Source organism: Micromonospora alfalfae (genome assembly GCF_022230925.1).
In the GTDB taxonomy this organism is placed as follows: domain Bacteria; phylum Actinomycetota; class Actinomycetes; order Mycobacteriales; family Micromonosporaceae; genus Micromonospora; species Micromonospora alfalfae.
Genome location: NZ_JAKKFH010000045.1, coordinates 1 through 16,715, shown reverse-complemented (window position 1 = coordinate 16,715; position 16,715 = coordinate 1). Strand labels below are relative to the sequence as shown.

Here is a 16,715-nt window from a genome sequence, read left to right as displayed (position 1 = left end):
GCCGGCCATGACGAAGCGGAACCAGGCGGTTGGCGCGTACGGCGAGCAGTGTGCGGCCCGGCACCTGACCGAGGCGGGGCTGCGCCCTATCGCCCGAAACTGGCGCTGCCCGGCCGGGGAGATCGACATCATCGCGTGGGACGGGCCGGTGCTCGCCTTCTGCGAGGTGAAGACCCGACGGGGTGAGGCCTTCGGCACCCCGGCCGAGGCGGTGGTGCCGGCCAAGGCCCGCCGTCTGCGGGGGCTCGCCGCGCGGTGGCTGACCGAGACCGGCACGACCGCTGAGGAGGTGCGCTTCGACGTGCTGTCGGTGCGGCTGCCCGACGCCGGTCCGGCGCAGGTCGACCACCTCAAGGGCGCGTTCTGACATGCGTACCCGGAGGATTGGTGACGCGCCGTGAGCTACGCGAAGGTGCTCTGCGTGGGGCTGGTCGGGGTGACCGGCCACCTCGTCGAGGTGGAGGCCGACCTGGCCGCCGGCCTGCCGGCGGTGGTGATCTCCGGCCTGCCGGACACCGCCCTGCACGAGGCCCGCGACCGGGTCCGCGCCGCAGTGGTCAACTCCGGCCAGCGCTGGCCCAACCGGCGGATCACCCTCAACCTGCTGCCCGCCACGCTGCCGAAGTTCGGGTCGGCCTTCGACCTGGCCATCGCCGCGGCGCTGCTGGGTGGCTCAGGTGAGTTGCCGCTGCTCCCCCTGGAGGGGGTGGTGGTCCTCGGCGAGCTGGGGCTCGACGGGACGGTCCGGCCGGTGCGCGGCGTACTCCCGATGGTCGCCGCCGCAGCCCAGGCCGGCGTCGCTCGGGTGATCGTCCCGGTCGGCAACGCCGCCGAGGCCGCCGTCATCCCGGGGGTACGGGTGCGAGCGGTGGACACCCTGCACCGGCTCGTCGCCTTCGTTCGGGACGGGACCCCGCTCATCGAACCACCGGCGGACATCCCGGAGCCGCCGGCCGGTGGCCCGGATCTCGCCGACGTCGCCGGCCAGCAACTGGGTCGGCGCGCCCTGGAGGTCGCCGCGGCCGGCGGGCACCACGTGGCGCTGCTCGGCCCGCCGGGCGCCGGCAAGACGATGCTCGCCGAACGACTGCCGTCGATCCTGCCCGAGCTTGACGACGACGCGGCGCTGGAGGTCACCGCGCTGCACTCGGTCGCCGGGCTGCTGCCGCCGGGTGGTCGGCTGCTGCGTCGCCCGCCGTTCCAGGCGCCGCACCACACCGCGACAGTGCCGTCGCTGGTCGGGGGCGGCTCGGGGCTGGCCCGACCCGGCGCGGTGTCGCTGGCGCATCGCGGGGTGCTCTTCCTGGATGAGGCTCCTGAGTTCAGCAAGGGCGCGCTGGAGGCGCTGCGCCAGCCGCTGGAGCACGGCCGCATCCAGCTCAGCCGCAGCGGGGGCGGCACCGTGTACCCGGCCCGGACCCAGTTGGTCCTGGCGGCCAACCCGTGTCCGTGCGCGAAACCGGCTGGCGACGCGCACTGCGAGTGTTCGCCGCTGGTGCGCCGCCGCTACCTGGGAAGGCTCTCCGGGCCACTGCTCGACCGGATCGACGTCCAGGTGCGGCTGATGCCGGTGCGGGCGGCCGAGCTGATGGCGACCGACGGCGATGTCGAGCCCTCGGCGACTGTCGCCGCCCGGGTGGCGGCGGCCCGGCAGGCAGCCGCCGCCCGCTGGGCCGACCTCGGTCGACGGCTCAACGCCGAGGTGGAAGGTCCCCACCTGCGCCGACCGCCGTGGCGGCTGCCGGCCCGGGTCACCGTGGAGTTGCGCGGCCGGCTCGACTCCGGCTCGCTGTCGGCGCGCGGCTTCGACCGGGTGATCCGGATGGCCTGGACCATCGCTGATCTGGACGGTCGCGACCGACCTGACCAGGACGACGTCCGGGAAGCGCTTCAACTACGGACGGGGGAGGCGGCGTGAGCGCCGAGGACGAACGAAGGCTGGCCCGGGTCGCCCTGACCTGGTTGGCGGAGCCGGGCACGCGCGCTGTGCATCACCTTGTCGAACGACACGGTCCGGTGGAGACCCTGGCTCTGCTGCTCGACGGCGGCAGTCCGGACGGCTGGCTGCACACCACTGTCGCCGCACGCTCGGCGTCCGGCGACGCGCGGGCGGTGGCCGCGGAGGCGCTGGAGCGGGCGGATCGACTGGGTGCCCGGCTGGTCACGCCGGACGACGAGGAGTGGCCGGCCCAGGTCGCCAGCCTGGCCGCGATGCGGCTGCCGGACGTCAGCCGCCGGGTGGACTGTGAGACCGCCCCGCCGCTCTGCTTCTGGGTACGCGGGAGCTGGCCGCTCGGCGAGGCTCTGGACCGCTCGGTGGCAGTGGTCGGGGCGCGGGCGGCCACCGGCTATGGGCAGCACGTCGCGACCGAGTTGGGGTACGGCTTGGCGGAGCGGGACTGGACTGTCGTGTCCGGTGGCGCGTTCGGCATCGACGCCGCCGCCCACAGGGGCGCACTCACCGCTGGCGGTCTGACCGTCGCGGTGCTCGCCTGCGGGCTCGACCGTCCGTACCCGATGGGCAACGCCGCGCTCTTCGACCGGATCGCCGAGACGGGGCTGCTGCTCAGCGAGTGGCCGCCCGGAGCCGAGCCGCTGCGGCCCCGGTTCCTGATCCGCAACCGGGTGATCGCCGCAGGCACCCGGGGCACCGTCGTGGTGGAGGCGTCGGCGCGCAGTGGCGCGACGCAGACCGCGCGGCGAGCCATCCACGCCAGTCGGGTGGCCATGGTGGTGCCAGGGCCGGTGACCTCGGCGATGTCCGTCGGCGCGCACGAGTTCCTGCGCGAGCAGTCCAAGGCCCGACTGGTCACCGGGGTCGCGCACGTGCTGGAGGAGGTAGGTCGGATCGGCGTGGACCTGGCCCCGCTGGCACGTGGACCGCAGCGGGCCACCGACGCGCTGGACGACGACGCGCTGTCGCTGCTGGAGGCGCTGCCCCGCCGAGGCGCGATGGGAGTGGACCGGCTCTCCGCGCGCGCCGGCGTCGACGTCCGGACCGCGTTGCGCAAGCTGTCACTGCTGGAGCAGCTGTCCATGGTGGTCCGTCGCGACGACGGCTACGCCCTCGTCGCGCCAGCCAAACAGAAGCGTGCGGTGGCGGAGACGTCCGGTCGACCTGTTGCCTGAGCGGATGCGTCACCGCCGCCCGGCCGAGGTGGTCGTCCGGGATGCCGGTGCCCTCTCGCGGTCGGGATCCCGGCCAGCCGACACTGCCGGTACCGTGCCCGGTCATGGGTGCAATCAAGCCGTGGCACATCAGCGTGCTCTGCTGTCTCGTCGTGACCGCCGTGCTCGTTGTCGGCTTGGTCGTGTTCCTGATCAAGAAGAACAACCGCCGGTAGTCGCGGGTGGACACCGGCGCCGTCGTGTCCGGTGGCGGAGGCGGACCGGCCGTAGGCTGGTGCCGTGTCAGCCGTCAGTGAGGGTGCCGGGGCCGAGGAACCGGCCTGCACGTCGGCGCGACCACGATGAGCCGACCGGACCGGGGCACCCGGGCCATGCACCAGGCGCTCCCGCCAGCGTTGCGCGACGCTGTCGACGACTTCGCCGAACACCTGTCCCGGGTCCGTAACCGCTCGGCGCACACCGTCCGCGCGTACGTCACCGATCTGGTCTCGCTACTCGACCACGCCGTCCGAATGGGCTGCGTCGACCTCGCCGAGCTGGACCTGTCGGTGCTTCGCAGTTGGCTGGCACGGCAGCGCACCACGGGTGCGGCCCGCACGTCGTTGGCCCGGCGGGCCGCGTCGGCGCGGGCATTCAGCGCCTGGGCACACCGGGCCGGACTGCTCCCCGCCGACGTGGGCGCCGCGCTGGCCAGCCCTCGCGCGCACCGGGACCTGCCCAGCGTGCTGCGCGCCGACCAGGCCGCCGCTCTGGTCGAGGCACCGTCCCGGCAGGCGCCGCCCACCAACCCGCCACCGCACACTGACGCAACCCGCACGGACGACGCAACCCGCACGAACCCGCCACGCACGGACGCCGAAGCCGCGCCGACGTCGGACGCAGCGGAAGGGGCCGAGGCGGTGCCGCTACGGGACCGGGTGCTGCTGGAGCTGCTCTACGCCACCGGCGTACGGGTCAGCGAGGCGTGTGGATTGGACGTCGGGGATGTCGACCACGGCCGGCGGGTGATCCGGGTGTTCGGCAAGGGCGGGCGGGAGCGTTCGGTGCCGTACGGGGTGCCCGCCCAGCGGGCGTTGGACGACTGGCTGCGCCGGGGCCGCCCGGTGATGGTGGGCGCCCGCTCCGGCGACGCGCTGCTGCTGGGTGCCCGGGGTGGTCGGCTCAACCCGACGACCGCACGTCAGATTGTCGGTGCGTACGCAGAGGCCGCCGGGCTCCCCCGGACCAGCCCGCACGATCTGCGCCACTCCGCGGCCACCCACCTCCTGGAGGGTGGCGCGGACCTTCGCGCCGTGCAGGAACTGCTCGGCCACTCGTCGCTGGCGAGCACACAGATCTACACCCACGTCTCGGTCGAGCGGCTGCGTACCGCCTACCGGCAGGCGCACCCGCGCGCCTGATCAAGGGCCGGAGGGCGTGCGAGCGTGGCGGTTACGATCATCAAGTGAGCGTCCCGAATCCTCCTGAGCCGATCCCGGGCGCCCGCCTGCTCTTCTCCCTGGACCCGGCGGTCAGCCACCTCAACCATGGCTCGTTCGGCGCGGTGCCGATCGGCGTGCAGCGCGCCCAGCAGCGGCTGCGCGACGAGATGGAGGCGAACCCGCTGCGCTTCTTCACCCAGGGGCTGGTGGACCGGATCGCGCACACCCGCCGGCACCTCGCAGCGTTCCTGGGCGCCGACCCGGACGGCAGCGCCCTGGTGGGCAACACCACTACCGGCGTCGCCGTGGTGCTCCAGTCGGTTGGCCTCAAGGCCGGCGACGAGGTGCTGAGCACCGACCACGGGTACGGGGCGGTGAGCCTGGCGATTCAGCGCGAGTGCCGCCGCACCGGCGCTGTCAGCCGGGTCCTGCCGATCCCCCTGGCCGCCACCGACGAGCAGATCGTGCAGAGCATCCGCGCCGGCCTGCGCCCCGGGCGGACCCGGCTGCTCGTCGTCGACCAGCTCACCTCGGCCACCGCGAAGCTCTTCCCGGTGGCCGCCGTCGTCGGGGTGGCCCGCGAACACGGCGTGCCGGTCCTGGTGGACGCCGCGCACGCCCCGGGCATGCTGCCCACGGCGGTGGCCAGCGTCGGCGCGGACTTCTGGGTGGGCAACCTGCACAAGTGGGCGTTCGCACCGCGTGGGACCGCCCTGCTGGCGGTGGCGCCGCAGTGGCGGGACCGGATCGAGCCGCTGGTGGTGTCGTGGGAGCAGGAGTCGGGTTTCCCGGCCCGGCTGGAGTGGCAGGCGACGCTCGACTACACGCCCTGGCTGGCCGCCCCGGCCGGCCTGTTCACGATGCGCAGTCTCGGCGTCGACCGGGTGCGGGCGCACAACGCCGCGCTCGCCGCGTACGGCCAGCGGGTGGTGGGGGACGCCCTGGGGGTGGCCCACGCCGACCTGCCGGAGCCCGGCGGGCCGGGGGTGGCGCTGCGCCTCATCCCCCTGCCGCCCGGCACGGGCACCAGGATCGACGCGGCGCGGGCGTTGCAGGCGCGGATCGGTGAGCGGCTCGCCGCCGAGGTGGCGGTGATGAGCTGGAACGGCCGGGGGTGGCTTCGGCTCACCGGCCAGGTCTACAACGCCGCCGACGAGTACGAACGGCTGGCCGCACGGCTGCCGGCACTTCTCGCCCAGCGCTGACCGCACGGCCGGGAGCGGACACCGCGACCGGACCGACCGGAAGCAGCCGAACCTGGCCGAGGCCGAGCAGGGCCAGCGGGTCGAGGTATTCCTCGCCCCGGCGCAGGCCCCAGTGCAGGCACGCCTCGGCCGGGCACCCCGGATGCCCGGGCAGCAGCTCGCCCAGCGGCGCGCCGGCGGTGACCGGCTGGCCGGGGCGTACGGCGGGTTGGACCGGCTCGTGGGTGGTCCGCAGCCCGTCGGCGTGCCCCACGGTGACCACCGGTCGACCGGCCACCAGACCGGCGAAGAGCACGGTGCCCGGCCCGGCGCTGCGGACCACCGCTCCGGCGGGAGCGGCCAGGTCGACGCCGCGATGGCCGGGCAGCCACTGTCGCGGCGGCGGGTCGAACCGGCGCACCGGACGAGGCGGCCCGTCGACAGGCCAGCGGAACCGCCCGGCGGGCGCTGGGTCGACGACCGGCACGGCCAGGGCCGCTACCGGCACGGTCGGGGTCGGTGGTTGACCGGGCACCGCCGCTACCAGCACCGCCAGCCCGCAGAGCTGGACGGTCAGTGCGAGCGGGATCGCGGCGCAGAGCAGCACCGTGCGGCGGATCGAACGGGCGGATGGCTGTCGCATGACGGCAGCCTCCGGCCGACGCTGGGTCGTCAGCCAGCCCGGCCGACGAGGCTGTGGACAACCGGAGGCGCTGTGGACGACCACCCGACGCCCTCGATGATCTGCTATGCCCGGACGCTGAGCCGACACCTGACAGACCAGGTCACCACCACTGTTCGTTGGACCCGGTCTCGTAGTCGCACTCCTCGACGTGCTCCCACTCCTGCCCGGTCGCTTTCTGGTAGGCGTTGGACGGGACGTCAAGAAGCGATTCCGCGTGGGCGGCCTCGTCGGTGGTGAAGCGCGCGAACACCGCCGGATCGACCAGTACGGCATCGAACGCCGCTGGTCCGGCCACCACCACCGCGCAACGGGCGTACAGGAAACTGTCATCGGACAGACGGTCGCCGCCGGGCAGGACGGTCTGAGCGAGCACCCGACGGTCCAGTTGGTAGAGCGTGAACGCGAGCGTCTCCGCGAAGCCGATGATCCGCTCCACCGGCTCTTCCGCCAGCACGGCGGTCAACCGCTCGTACGGCCCGTCGTCGTGCGCCTCGGGCCGGCCGCCCAGCACCGCAACGAGCCGCCAGAATTCCTCATCCGCAATCATCACAACCCTCAATGGTCACTCGGCCCAACCGGTACCGACTCACCACCCCCGCGCGGCCGTAGCTCCGGTGTCGTTCTCGGGTCGCCACGCAGGGCCTAGGCTGGGCCGCGTACGGCGGGTGCCGCCGTCTGTGCCGGGGAGGCCGCATGACCACTCTCGATGACCGGACGTCGTCCCCCACCGGGCCCACCGTGACCGAGGTGAGCGGCCCGTCCCGGCTCGCGGAGCCGGACGAGACGATCAGCGCCGAGGAGTTGCAGCTCGCGGCCCGCAACCACGGCATCCCGTTGGAGGCGCTGCGCTACGACGTCACCCCGGCCGGGCTGCACTACCTGCTGATCCACTACGACATCCCGGAGCTCGACCCGGCGACGCACACGTTGACCATCGGAGGTGCGGTGGACAGTCCGTTGACGGTCACCCTCGCCGACCTGCGCGAACGGCCTCGCGTCACCCGGCAGGTGACACTGGAGTGCGCCGGCAACGGCCGGGCCCTGCTGCACCCCCGGCCGGTCAGCCAGCCCTGGCTGGTCGAGGCGGTCGGCAACGCGGAGTGGACCGGGACCCCCCTCGCTCCGCTGCTGCGGGAGGCGGGCGTCGGCCCGGACGCGGTGGACGTGGTCTTCACCGGCGCCGATCACGGTGTGGAGCGCGGGATCGAGCAGGACTACCAGCGGGCGCTTCCGGTCGCCGACGCGCTGCGCGAGGAGGTGCTGCTGGCGTACGAGATGAACGGCGCTCCCCTGCTGCCGCAGCACGGGGCGCCGCTGCGGCTGATCGTGCCGGGCTGGTACGGCATGGCGCACGTGAAGTGGGTCCACTCGATCGAGCTGCGGACCGAGCCGTTCGAGGGGTACCAGAACGTGGTGGCCTACCGGTTACGCCGGGACGCGGACGACCCGGGCGTGCCGGTCACCCGGATCGAGCCACGGGCGCTGGTCCGTCCACCCGGGTTCCCCGACTTCATGTCCCGCCGTCGGGTGCTGCGACAGGGCCCGTGCACGCTGGATGGTCGGGCCTGGTCGGGGCACGCCCCGGTGGTCGCCGTGGAGGTGACCACCGACGGTGGGCAGAGCTGGGCGCCGGCCGTGCTGGACCCGGCGGACGCGGGGGACTTCGCCTGGCGGCGCTGGCGGCACGAGTGGGTCGCCACCCCCGGCCGGTACGTGCTCGGCGCGCGGGCGACCGACGCGTCCGGGCGGACCCAGCCGGTCGAGCAACAGTGGAACCGTGGCGGCTTCGCCAACAACATGGTGCAGCGGGTCGAGGTGGTGGTGCCGGCCGAGTGATCGGCGGCGGGTGTCACGCCACGGGTGGGGGGCCCGTGGCACGGCCCGGCGGCTCGGGTGCGCTCAGCCGCCGAAGCCGGAGTCGGCGGGCAGTGAGATGTCGGGCTTCTCCAGCTCCTCGACGTTGACGTCCTTGAAGGTCATCACCCGGACGTTCTTCACGAAGCGGGCAGGACGGTACATGTCCCACACCCAGGCGTCGTGCATCTCGACCTCGAAGTAGACCTCGCCGTCGGAGTTACGCACGTGCAGGTCGACCTGGTTGGCCAGGTAGAACCGACGCTCCGTCTCCACCACGTAGGAGAATTGGCGGACAATGTCGCGGTACTCCCGGTAGAGCTGCAGCTCCATCTCGGTCTCGTACTTCTCGAGATCTTCCGCGCTCATCGCACTCCGCCTTCCATGGCCACATCTTCCCCCACCGGCGTCGGAGGCCGAGGCTGCTCGCCCAACGCCACGCCGACGGTACCCCCTGACGCCCACGAGCGCTCCATCGGCTCATCCGGGCCGTGGCCGCCGGGCCGTCGGGCGCGCGGCGGCCGGCCGTCGCGGCCGGAGACCGCGGCGACATTGACGTACGAGAACCGGTGCTCGCGGCACGGCCCGTGCTCCCGCAGCGCCGCCGAGTGCTCCGGGGTGATGTAGCCCTTGTGCTCGGCGAAGCCGTACGCCGGGAACACCCCGTCCAGCTCCACCATGAGGCGATCCCGGGTGACCTTGGCCAGCACACTGGCCGCCGCCACACATGCGGCCACCCGGTCGCCCTTCCACACCGCCAAGCCGGGCACACCCAGGCCATCCACGCCGAACCCGTCGGTCAGCACGTACTCCGGGCGGGTGGTGAGCGAGGCGAGCGCCCGGCGCATCGCGGCCAGGTTGCACACGTGCAGACCCCGGGCGTCGACCTCCTCGGCCGGGATGACCACCACGGCGTACGCGAGCGCGGTGTCCACGACCTCCGCGTACACCCGTTCCCGGCTGGCCGGGGTGAGCAGCTTCGAGTCGGCCAGCCCTTCGATCTCGCCGCGCCGCCCCTCGGGCAGCACCGCCGCGGCGGCGACCAGCGGACCGGCACACGCCCCGCGGCCCGCCTCGTCGGCCCCGGCGACGTGCCGGAAGCCACGCCGCTGCAACGCCCGCTCCAGGGCGTACAGGCCGGCCTCGCGACGCACCACGGTGCGCGGCGGGGTCAGCACGACGCCTCGCCCTGGCCGGCGGTGGTCGACAGCCCCAGCCGGGTCAGCAGGGCGGGCAGGTCGGGCGGGTAGAACCGGTCACCGCTGGCGGCCAGCTCGTCCGGAACCCACCAGCGGTGGTCGGCGATGCTGCGTCGCTCGATGTCGTTGAAGCCCGTGGTGTCCACCTGCCAGGAGTCCACCCGGAAGCTGAAGAAATCCTGCTCCTGGCGGTACCAGATGCCGTCGAAGGAGAAGTCGGTCGCGTCGGACCAGACCGGCTCGCCCAACTGGGCCGGGTCGAGTCGCAGACCGGTCTCCTCGGCCAACTCCCGGGCGGCGCCCGCTGCCGGCGCCTCCCCGGGATCGAGCCCACCGCCGGGGGTGAACCAGTAGCGGTGCCCGGGTCGGGCCGGGTCGAAGCCCTTGAACAGCAGGACCCGGCCGGCCGCGTCGACGAGCAGCACGCGGGCCGCGCGTCGAGGGGTGTAGACGGTCACCGCACCAGCCTGCCAGACCGACTGCAGATCGCCCACGCCCCGTCGGCCTACGGCTTGGGAATGCCGTCGAAGCCGTCAGGCACCGTCAGCCAGGTGGCCCGGTTGAACGGCCAGAAGACGGTGAACGCCCGCCCGACCACGTCGTCCTCGGGGATGGTGGCCTCGGTGATGTTCTGCTGGGACTGCTGCCAGTGCTCCAGTGAGTCGCCGGAGGCGGAGCGGTGGTCGCCCATCACCCACAGCCGGCCCTTCGGCACGGTGATGTCGAACTCCTGGTCGGCGGGCTTGTCGCGAATCCCGTCCATGGAGAAGATGTACGGCTCGTCCAGCGACTTGCCGTTGATCATCAGCCGTTCCTCGGGATCGCAGCAGACCACGTGGTCGCCGGGGACGCCGATCACCCGCTTGATGAAGTCCTCACCGTCGGGGTTGCCGCTCCACGCGGTCGGTGCCTTGAACACGATCACCTCGCCGCGGTGCGGTGACCGGAAGTCGTAGACCAGCTTGTTGACCAGCACCCGGTCATCGATCTTGAGAGTGTTTTCCATGGACGGGGAGGGGATGAAGAAGGTCTGCAGCACGAAGGCGCGGACCAGCACCGCGACCAGGATCGCCACACCCAGCAGGATCGGCAGCTCCTTCCAGAAGGAACTGCGCGGCTTGTCGGTCTGCTCGTCAATCACGCCAAGGAGCCTACGTTGCCCGGCTGGACGGCACCGTCCGGAACGCGCGGGAACCGCGTAGTGCGACTGCCAACGGAAGCATCAGCAGCGCACCGCCCTGCGGAGTCGGTCGCGCCGGAGTCGCACCGGGGGACGCCGTGGCCGGCCCGGAGACATCCTCGAACGTGGACGGCACCGACAGCGCGCTCCATCGCGACGACGGCCAGACCACCATGAAGGCCCGGCCGACCACGTTGTCGATCGGCACCGGCCCCTGGCAACGCGCGTCCTGGGAGACCTCACGGTGGTCACCCATCACGAAGATCTGACCGGGTGGCACGACGATCTCGTCGAAGCGCCGGGAGCGACACTCCGCCGGGTTGGGTGGCAGGTCCAGGGGTGAGTCCCGCAGGACGTACGACTCGTTGAGCGGGATGCCGTTGACTGTCACCCGGCCCTGACTGTCGCAGCACCTGACCCGGTCACCTGGGAGACCGATCACCCGTTTGATGAAGTCCTTCTCACCGGGGCGGCTCACCCCGACCAGGTCGCCGACGGTGCGGGCGAGCCGGCCGCCGACACCGGGCTTCGGCTGCTCGTCGACTTGTGGCGCCCAGCGGTCGGTGCCCCGGAAGACCACCACCTCGCCGCGCAGCGGGTCACGAACGTCGTAGACGACCTTGTTGACCAGCACCCGGTCACCGACGAGGAGGGTGTCCTCCATCGAGCCGGACGGAATGAAGAACGCCTGGAGCAGGAAGGTGCGGATCAGCACCGCGAGGCAGAAAGCGACCACCAGCAGCAGCGGCAGCTCCTGCCAGAGAGGCATCTGCCGGCGGGTGCGGCGAGCCCGTCGGCGCCACGGATCGACGGTGCCGTCCTCGTCAAGCGTCTGCACCACGCCACTCCCCGGTCCGCAGAAAACACCACCGCCCGGGAGCCTCGTCGAGGCTCCACGGGCGGTAGTGGACAACTGCCCGCCACCTGGGCGGGCCCGCCGCCTCGCTGCGCCCGTACCGACCAGGGTAGTGCGCTCTGGTCGTTACGGCATACGCGCAGCTCGGGCGGCGTGGCGAGCGGGAAGTCAGCTGGGCTGCTTCTCCCGCTTCTCCTTGATCTTGGCCTTCTTGCCGCGCAGCTCGCGCAGGTAGTAGAGCTTGGCGCGACGCACGGCACCGCGGGTCACGACCTCGATCCGGTCGATGCCCGGGCCGTTGATCGGGTAGGTCCGCTCGACCCCGACACCGAAGCTGACCTTGCGGACCGAGAAGGTCTCGCGCAGACCGTCACCCTGGCGGCGGATCACGACGCCCTGGAAGATCTGGACACGGGACCGGGCGCCCTCGACAACGCGGGCGTGCACCTTGACGGTGTCACCGGCCCGGAAGTCGGGAAGGTCGGTCCGCTTCGACTGGGCGTCAAGGGCGTCCAGGATATTCATCGCTGTGTCCTCGTAAGGCTCACGGCGCACCGTCACTCGGTGCGCGGGTGGGTGATTCTGATCCCCGGGTGGTGATCGGCGGACCGACCCCGGTCGGGGATCCTCGCAGCCGACCGCGGGCGCGGACGGATGCGGCAACCCCCCTACTTTGCCACATCCCCCGGTGGAGGTTGAAATCCGGCCTGGTCCAGGGCCGCGATGTCCCGTTTGTCGAGCCGATCGGCAGGCAGCGCGGCCAGCAGGTCCGGCCGGCGGGCGGCAGTTCGCAGCAGGCCCTCCTCGCGCCGCCAGCGGGCGATCTTGCCGTGGTCACCGGAGCGGAGCACCTCCGGCACGTCGTGCCCACGCCAACTCGGCGGCTTGGTGTAGATCGGCGCCTCCAGCAGCCCGTGCGCGTGCGACTCCTCGTCCAGCGAGCCCGCGTTGCCCAGCACCCCGGGCAGCAGCCGGGTGACCGCCTCCAGCATCACCAGGACCGCGACCTCGCCGCCGAAGAGCACGTAGTCACCGAGCGACACCTCGGTGACCGGCATCCGGGTGGCGGCGTGCGCCAGGACCCGCTGGTCGATCCCCTCGTAGCGGCCGCAGGCGAAGAGCAGATGCGACTCGGCCGCCAACTCGTACGCCATGGCCTGGGTGAAGGGGGCACCGGCCGGCGACGGCACCAGCAGCCTTGGCGGCGGGGCGTCGACCGGCGCGAGGGCGTCCAGTGCCTCACCCCACGGCTCGGGGCGCATCACCATTCCCGGCCCGCCACCGTAGGGGGTGTCGTCGACAGTGCGGTGCACGTCGTGGGTCCAGGTCCGCAGGTCGTGCACGGCGAGCTGGAGTACGCCGTTGGCCCGCGCCCGTCCGATCAGCGACAGGTCGAGCGGGGCGAAGTACTCCGGAAAGATCGACACGACGTCGACGCGCATGCGGGCTGGTCCTAAAGGTCGAGCAGTCCGGCTGGCGGGTCGACGATCACACGTCCACCGGCCAGGTCGACCTCCGGAACGATCGCCCGGACGAACGGGATCAACGCGGTACGCCCCTCGGGGCGCCGCAGCACCAGCAGGTCGGACGAGGGCGCGTGGTCGATGCGGGCGACCTCGCCCAGGCGTTCGCCGGCCGGGGTCACCACGGCCAACCCGACCAGCTGATGGTCGTGGAACTCCTCCGGGTCGTCCGGTGGGGTCACGTCGGCGCTGTCCACCACGAGCAGGGTCCCGCGCAACGCCTCAGCGGTGTTGCGGTCCGGGATGCCCTCGAACGCGATCAGCACCCGACCCTGGTGGAAGCGAGATTCCTCGATGGTCAGCTCCGCGGGAACCCGGAACGGCACCCCGGGCTCATCGCTGGCTGGCGGGGGTGTCGCCCCCGGCTCAGTGCGCAGCACTGTGCCGGGGGCGAACCGTGCCTCGGGCTCGTCGGTCCGCACTTCGACGGTGACCTCACCACGGACACCGTGCGGCTTGCCGATCCTGCCGACGACGAGCTGCATCAGTACGAGTCGACGATGTCGACGCGAACCCCGCGCCCGCCGATGGAGCCGATCACCTGGCGCAGCGCCTTGGCGGTCCGGCCGGACCGCCCGATCACAGTGCCGAGGTCCTCGGGGTGCACGCGGACTTCGAGCCGCTTGCCCCGACGGGAATCGACCAGCCGCACCCGGACGTCGTCCGGGTGGTCGACGATGCCCTTGACCAGGTGCTCCAACGCCGGACGCAGTGGCATGTCAGGCCTGCTCACCGGCGTCGGCAGCGGCCGGAGCCTCGGTCTTCGGAGCCTCGGCAGCCGGCGCCTCGGTCTTCGGAGCCTCGGCGGCCGGCGCCTCGGTCTTCGGAGCCTCGGCGGCCTTGGCGGCCTTCTTGGCCGGCTTGGCCGGGGTCTCCGGGGCGAGCCCGGCGGCGGCCTTCGCCTCAGCCTCGTACGCCGCCTTGCGGTCGGCCCGCTCGGGGGCGACCAGGAGCGGCGGCGGGGCCGGCAGGCCCTTGTACTTCTGCCAGTCACCGGTCAGCTCCAGCAGCCGCTGCACCGCCTCGCTCGGCTGAGCGCCGACGGAAAGCCAGTACTGGACCCGCTCCGACTTGACCTCGATGATCGAGGGGTCTTCCTTGGGCTGGTAAATCCCGACGAACTCGATCGCCCGGCCGTCGCGCTTGGTGCGCGAGTCGGCGATGACGATGCGGTACTGCGGGTTGCGGATCTTGCCCATCCGCAGGAGCCGGATCTTTACGGCCACAGTTGTTTCGCTCCTGTTGCGATCTCACCGGCCCAGGCGGGCGGTGTGCATGGGTGAGCGCCGACCGGACCCGTGGGGTTGGGCCGGAGACTACTCGGTGGACTGGCGACGTGCCCGGGTTAGAGGGCGCCGGACGCGCGCCGGATACCAGCGACCTATTCTGCCAGATCCGATGCCGATCTCGCGCATCGGACCCGTACACCCGTTGTCGGTGACCTGGAACACCGTTCAGCGAACCGGCGGGCGATCCCACCCCGGCGGCATTTTGTCCGGTATGCCCCATTCTGGCGGGGGTGTGAAGTCACACCAGGTGCCGTCGAACGGGAACTCGCCGGCCTCGGCGAGCGCGATCACCCGCTCCCCCTCGGCGCGGACCGCCTTCTCGTCGGTCACCCAGTAGTCGGCGCCGAAGGCGAGCCGCTCGACGAACTCGCCCTCGTCCTTCCACTCCCAGCTGCGGTCCGGCCACACCACCACGTCCAGGTCCTGGTCCACCACGTCGACACCGGCCACCGGGCCGTCGTCCCAGCGGACACCGGGCTCCTCAAGGTTGACGTACCAGTGGGCGAACCGACCCTGGGCGTCGGAGAACCACCAGACGGAGTGCGCCGCCCCGGTGGGCAGGAACTTCAACAGCGGCGGGCCGTTCCAGCGCCCCTCCGCCAACCGGTACGTCGACGAGATCCACTCGGCGAACGGCATCGCCCGCATCCCCAGCCCGGCCTCGGTCACCTCGTGGGCCACCGGCGAGTCCCGGGCGATCCAGACCAGCAACCCTCGATCGTCGTCGCTGACCACGCGGGCCGGCCGGACCCACCCGATCCGGCCGTGCCGCACGTTCCGATGCATGATCAGCCGACCCGGCTCGAACCGGTCGACGGGGTTACCCGGCCACACCTCAGTAGGCGCGGGCGAGGATGGCGACCAGATCCGGCTCGTCCTCCGAGTCCGGTACCGAACCGTCGGCGCGCAGCAGGCAGCGCACCGTGACGCCCTGACCGTTCGCCTCCGCCTCACCGGCCACACCGACCGCCGACCACGGCACCCGTGCCCAGCCGGTCGCGGCGGCCTCGATCGCCTCGGCCAGGGTGGCCACCTCCACGGTGCGCGACTCGCGGTTGGCCAGCGCCTGGTCGTGCAGCACCTGCTGGTCGGTCTCCAGGGCGGCCAGCACCGCGGTGACCACGTCCGCCACCGGGGTCGGGGTCTTCGAACCGTCGGTCCGACGCACCACAGTCGCGTTGCCCACGGCCAGGTCACGGGGGCCGACCTCGACGCGTACCGGATAGCCGCGCAGCTCGGCGTCGACGGCCCGGCGGCCGAACGGGGTGTCGGTCCGGTCGTCGAGCGCGACCCGGACACCGGCGTCGCGCAGGCCGTCGCGCAGCTTGGCCGCCGCCTCGCCGACGCCGTCGCCGTCCTTGACGATCATGACGTACGCCTGGATCGGCGCGAGCCTCGGCGGCACGCGCAGGCCGTTGTCGTCGCCGTGCGCCATGATCAGGCCGCCGAGCATGCGGGTGGACGTGCCCCAGGAGGTGGTCCAGGCGTGCTCCCGGCCGCCCTCCTTGGAGGAGTAGCTGATGTCGAACGCCTTGGCGAAGTTCTGGCCCAGCTCGTGGCTGGTGCCCAGCTGCAACGCCTTACCGTCGCCCATCATGCCTTCGCAGGTGTACGTGGCCGTCGCCCCGGCGAAGCGCTCGCGCGTCGTCTTCAGGCCGACCACCACCGGAATGCCGATCACGTTGACCATCAGGTCCTCGTACGCCTCGTGCAGGATCCGCCGCGCGTACGCCCGGGCGTCCTCACGGGTGGCGTGCGCGGTGTGTCCCTCCTGCCAGAGGAACTCGCTGGTACGCAGGAAGATCCGCGGACGCAGCTCCCACCGGACCACGTTCGCCCACTGGTTGAGCAGCAGCGGCAGGTCCCGGTACGAGTCGATCCACTTGGCCATGAACTCGCCGATGACCGTCTCGCTGGTCGGACGCACCACCACCGGCTCGGCCAGGGGCTTGCCACCACCGTGGGTGACGACCGCCAGCTCCGGCGAGAAGCCCTCGACGTGCTGCGCCTCGCGCTTGAGGTAGCTCTCCGGGATGAACAGCGGGAAGTACGCGTTCTCCGCACCCGCCGCCTTGATCCGAGCGTCCATCTCAGCCTGCATACGCTCCCAGATGGCGTAGCCGGCCGGTCGGATGACCATGGTGCCGCGAACCGGGCCGTTGTCGGCCAGCTTCGCCTTGGCGATCAGGTCCTGGTACCAGCGGGGAAAATCCTCCGCACGGGGAGTGAGCACGCGTGCCATGACCGCACATCCTATGCGCCGCTCGTCGGGGCGGTGCGCTCGGGCGCGGCATCGTTGGCCTCTGCCGTCACTACCTACCGCGATCCGCACGCCGGAGCGGCTCCCAGCCCCGAACGTCGGCGGTCGGCGGCGCCGTTCCGACGAGCGCACCGA

20 protein-coding genes are annotated in these 16,715 nt (G+C 72.3%); 6 read left to right on the top strand and 14 right to left on the bottom strand.

All coding sequences use genetic code 11. The features are described 5' to 3' along the window. Window positions 1-7: 7 nt before the first annotated feature. The 5 genes from MED01_RS29175 to MED01_RS29155 all read left to right on the top strand — a co-directional run bounded on the left by MED01_RS29175 (window position 8) and on the right by MED01_RS29155 (window position 5,755). A complete protein-coding gene (locus MED01_RS29175; protein WP_238671699.1) occupies window positions 8-367 on the top strand; it encodes a YraN family protein in 360 nt (119 codons plus the stop codon). Window positions 368-397: 30 nt separating this feature from the next. Further along, a complete protein-coding gene (locus tag MED01_RS29170; protein ID WP_238671698.1) occupies window positions 398-1,918 on the top strand; it encodes a YifB family Mg chelatase-like AAA ATPase in 1,521 nt (506 codons plus the stop codon). Continuing rightward, window positions 1,915-3,129 (top strand): DNA-processing protein DprA, encoded by a 1,215-nt coding sequence (dprA, locus tag MED01_RS29165; protein ID WP_238671697.1) that lies wholly within the window; start codon window positions 1,915-1,917, stop codon window positions 3,127-3,129. The genes MED01_RS29170 and dprA overlap by 4 nt, the downstream gene beginning before the upstream one ends. A 341-nt stretch (window positions 3,130-3,470) precedes the next feature. Beyond that, window positions 3,471-4,529 carry a tyrosine recombinase XerC gene (locus MED01_RS29160; protein ID WP_238671696.1) on the top strand — a complete coding sequence of 353 codons (1,059 nt, stop codon included), beginning with the start codon at window positions 3,471-3,473 and terminating at the stop codon, window positions 4,527-4,529. Window positions 4,530-4,573: 44 nt separating this feature from the next. Next, window positions 4,574-5,755, top strand: a complete 1,182-nt coding sequence (locus MED01_RS29155; RefSeq protein ID WP_238671695.1) for an aminotransferase class V-fold PLP-dependent enzyme — start codon at window positions 4,574-4,576, stop codon at window positions 5,753-5,755. Here the strand turns inward: MED01_RS29155 and MED01_RS29150 are convergent. Together MED01_RS29150 and MED01_RS29145 are read right to left on the bottom strand one after the other, a co-directional pair. After that, a complete protein-coding gene (locus MED01_RS29150) occupies window positions 5,676-6,377 on the bottom strand; it encodes a murein hydrolase activator EnvC family protein (protein ID WP_238671694.1) in 702 nt (233 codons plus the stop codon). The two genes, MED01_RS29155 and MED01_RS29150, sit on opposite strands and share 80 nt — an antisense overlap. A 142-nt stretch (window positions 6,378-6,519) precedes the next feature. Next, window positions 6,520-6,966 carry a DUF4240 domain-containing protein gene (locus MED01_RS29145; protein ID WP_238671693.1) on the bottom strand — a complete coding sequence of 149 codons (447 nt, stop codon included), beginning with the start codon at window positions 6,964-6,966 and terminating at the stop codon, window positions 6,520-6,522. Between the two features lie 146 nt (window positions 6,967-7,112). Here MED01_RS29145 and MED01_RS29140 point away from each other — a divergent pair, with 146 nt between their 5' ends. After that, window positions 7,113-8,255 carry a sulfite oxidase gene (locus MED01_RS29140; protein WP_238671692.1) on the top strand — a complete coding sequence of 381 codons (1,143 nt, stop codon included), beginning with the start codon at window positions 7,113-7,115 and terminating at the stop codon, window positions 8,253-8,255. Between the two features lie 63 nt (window positions 8,256-8,318). On the opposite strand, the gene MED01_RS29135 is transcribed toward MED01_RS29140, so the two are convergent. The 12 genes from MED01_RS29135 to proS all read right to left on the bottom strand — a co-directional run bounded on the left by MED01_RS29135 (window position 8,319) and on the right by proS (window position 16,562). Then, window positions 8,319-8,642 carry a DUF2469 domain-containing protein gene (locus tag MED01_RS29135; protein WP_007075222.1) on the bottom strand — a complete coding sequence of 108 codons (324 nt, stop codon included), beginning with the start codon at window positions 8,640-8,642 and terminating at the stop codon, window positions 8,319-8,321. After that, window positions 8,639-9,451 carry a ribonuclease HII gene (locus MED01_RS29130; RefSeq protein WP_238671691.1) on the bottom strand — a complete coding sequence of 271 codons (813 nt, stop codon included), beginning with the start codon at window positions 9,449-9,451 and terminating at the stop codon, window positions 8,639-8,641. Before MED01_RS29130 ends, MED01_RS29135 begins: the two co-directional genes overlap by 4 nt. Then, window positions 9,445-9,966 carry an NUDIX hydrolase gene (locus MED01_RS29125; RefSeq protein WP_372493745.1) on the bottom strand — a complete coding sequence of 174 codons (522 nt, stop codon included), beginning with the start codon at window positions 9,964-9,966 and terminating at the stop codon, window positions 9,445-9,447. Before MED01_RS29125 ends, MED01_RS29130 begins: the two co-directional genes overlap by 7 nt. 11 nt (window positions 9,967-9,977) lie before the next feature. After that, on the bottom strand, window positions 9,978-10,613 hold the full coding sequence (gene lepB / locus MED01_RS29120; protein WP_238671690.1) for a signal peptidase I: 636 nt from the start codon (window positions 10,611-10,613) through the stop codon (window positions 9,978-9,980). Window positions 10,614-10,623: 10 nt separating this feature from the next. After that, window positions 10,624-11,493: a signal peptidase I gene (lepB, locus tag MED01_RS29115; protein ID WP_238671689.1), complete on the bottom strand. Its 870-nt coding sequence runs from the start codon at window positions 11,491-11,493 to the stop codon at window positions 10,624-10,626. 183 nt (window positions 11,494-11,676) lie between these two features. After that, on the bottom strand, window positions 11,677-12,033 hold the full coding sequence (gene rplS, locus MED01_RS29110) for a 50S ribosomal protein L19 (RefSeq protein WP_238671688.1): 357 nt from the start codon (window positions 12,031-12,033) through the stop codon (window positions 11,677-11,679). 143 nt (window positions 12,034-12,176) lie between these two features. Continuing rightward, the gene (trmD, locus tag MED01_RS29105) at window positions 12,177-12,950 is read right to left on the bottom strand and encodes a tRNA (guanosine(37)-N1)-methyltransferase TrmD (RefSeq protein ID WP_124817732.1); all 774 of its coding nucleotides are present in this window, start codon (window positions 12,948-12,950) and stop codon (window positions 12,177-12,179) included. Between the two features lie 11 nt (window positions 12,951-12,961). Beyond that, window positions 12,962-13,516, bottom strand: coding sequence for a ribosome maturation factor RimM (gene rimM / locus MED01_RS29100; protein ID WP_238671687.1), 555 nt, complete (start codon window positions 13,514-13,516; stop codon window positions 12,962-12,964). Then, a complete protein-coding gene (locus MED01_RS29095) occupies window positions 13,516-13,776 on the bottom strand; it encodes an RNA-binding protein (RefSeq protein ID WP_186718042.1) in 261 nt (86 codons plus the stop codon). Before MED01_RS29095 ends, rimM begins: the two co-directional genes overlap by 1 nt. After that, window positions 13,751-14,257 carry a 30S ribosomal protein S16 gene (gene rpsP / locus MED01_RS29090; protein ID WP_238671686.1) on the bottom strand — a complete coding sequence of 169 codons (507 nt, stop codon included), beginning with the start codon at window positions 14,255-14,257 and terminating at the stop codon, window positions 13,751-13,753. The genes MED01_RS29095 and rpsP overlap by 26 nt, the downstream gene beginning before the upstream one ends. Before the next feature lie 228 nt (window positions 14,258-14,485). Further along, on the bottom strand, window positions 14,486-15,106 hold the full coding sequence (locus MED01_RS29085) for a ribonuclease FAU-1 family protein (protein ID WP_238671685.1): 621 nt from the start codon (window positions 15,104-15,106) through the stop codon (window positions 14,486-14,488). Between the two features lie 49 nt (window positions 15,107-15,155). Further along, a complete protein-coding gene (gene proS, locus MED01_RS29080; protein ID WP_112588417.1) occupies window positions 15,156-16,562 on the bottom strand; it encodes a proline--tRNA ligase in 1,407 nt (468 codons plus the stop codon). Window positions 16,563-16,715 lie beyond the last annotated feature (153 nt).

Bases quoted from the DNA above. Each gene is read 5' to 3' on its own strand.
- rplS (WP_238671688.1), bottom strand. From the start codon at position 12,033: ATGAATATCCTGGACGCCCTTGACGCCCAGTCGAAGCGGACCGACCTT.
- trmD (WP_124817732.1), bottom strand. From the start codon at position 12,950: ATGCGCGTCGACGTCGTGTCGATCTTTCCGGAGTACTTCGCCCCGCTC.
- proS (WP_112588417.1), bottom strand. From the start codon at position 16,562: ATGGCACGCGTGCTCACTCCCCGTGCGGAGGATTTTCCCCGCTGGTAC.
- MED01_RS29135 (WP_007075222.1), bottom strand. From the start codon at position 8,642: ATGAGCGCGGAAGATCTCGAGAAGTACGAGACCGAGATGGAGCTGCAG.
- MED01_RS29160 (WP_238671696.1), top strand. From the start codon at position 3,471: ATGAGCCGACCGGACCGGGGCACCCGGGCCATGCACCAGGCGCTCCCG.
- MED01_RS29145 (WP_238671693.1), bottom strand. From the start codon at position 6,966: ATGATTGCGGATGAGGAATTCTGGCGGCTCGTTGCGGTGCTGGGCGGC.
- MED01_RS29175 (WP_238671699.1), top strand. From the start codon at position 8: ATGACGAAGCGGAACCAGGCGGTTGGCGCGTACGGCGAGCAGTGTGCG.
- MED01_RS29140 (WP_238671692.1), top strand. From the start codon at position 7,113: ATGACCACTCTCGATGACCGGACGTCGTCCCCCACCGGGCCCACCGTG.
- MED01_RS29150 (WP_238671694.1), bottom strand. From the start codon at position 6,377: ATGCGACAGCCATCCGCCCGTTCGATCCGCCGCACGGTGCTGCTCTGC.
- MED01_RS29085 (WP_238671685.1), bottom strand. From the start codon at position 15,106: ATGCATCGGAACGTGCGGCACGGCCGGATCGGGTGGGTCCGGCCGGCC.
- rimM (WP_238671687.1), bottom strand. From the start codon at position 13,516: ATGCAGCTCGTCGTCGGCAGGATCGGCAAGCCGCACGGTGTCCGTGGT.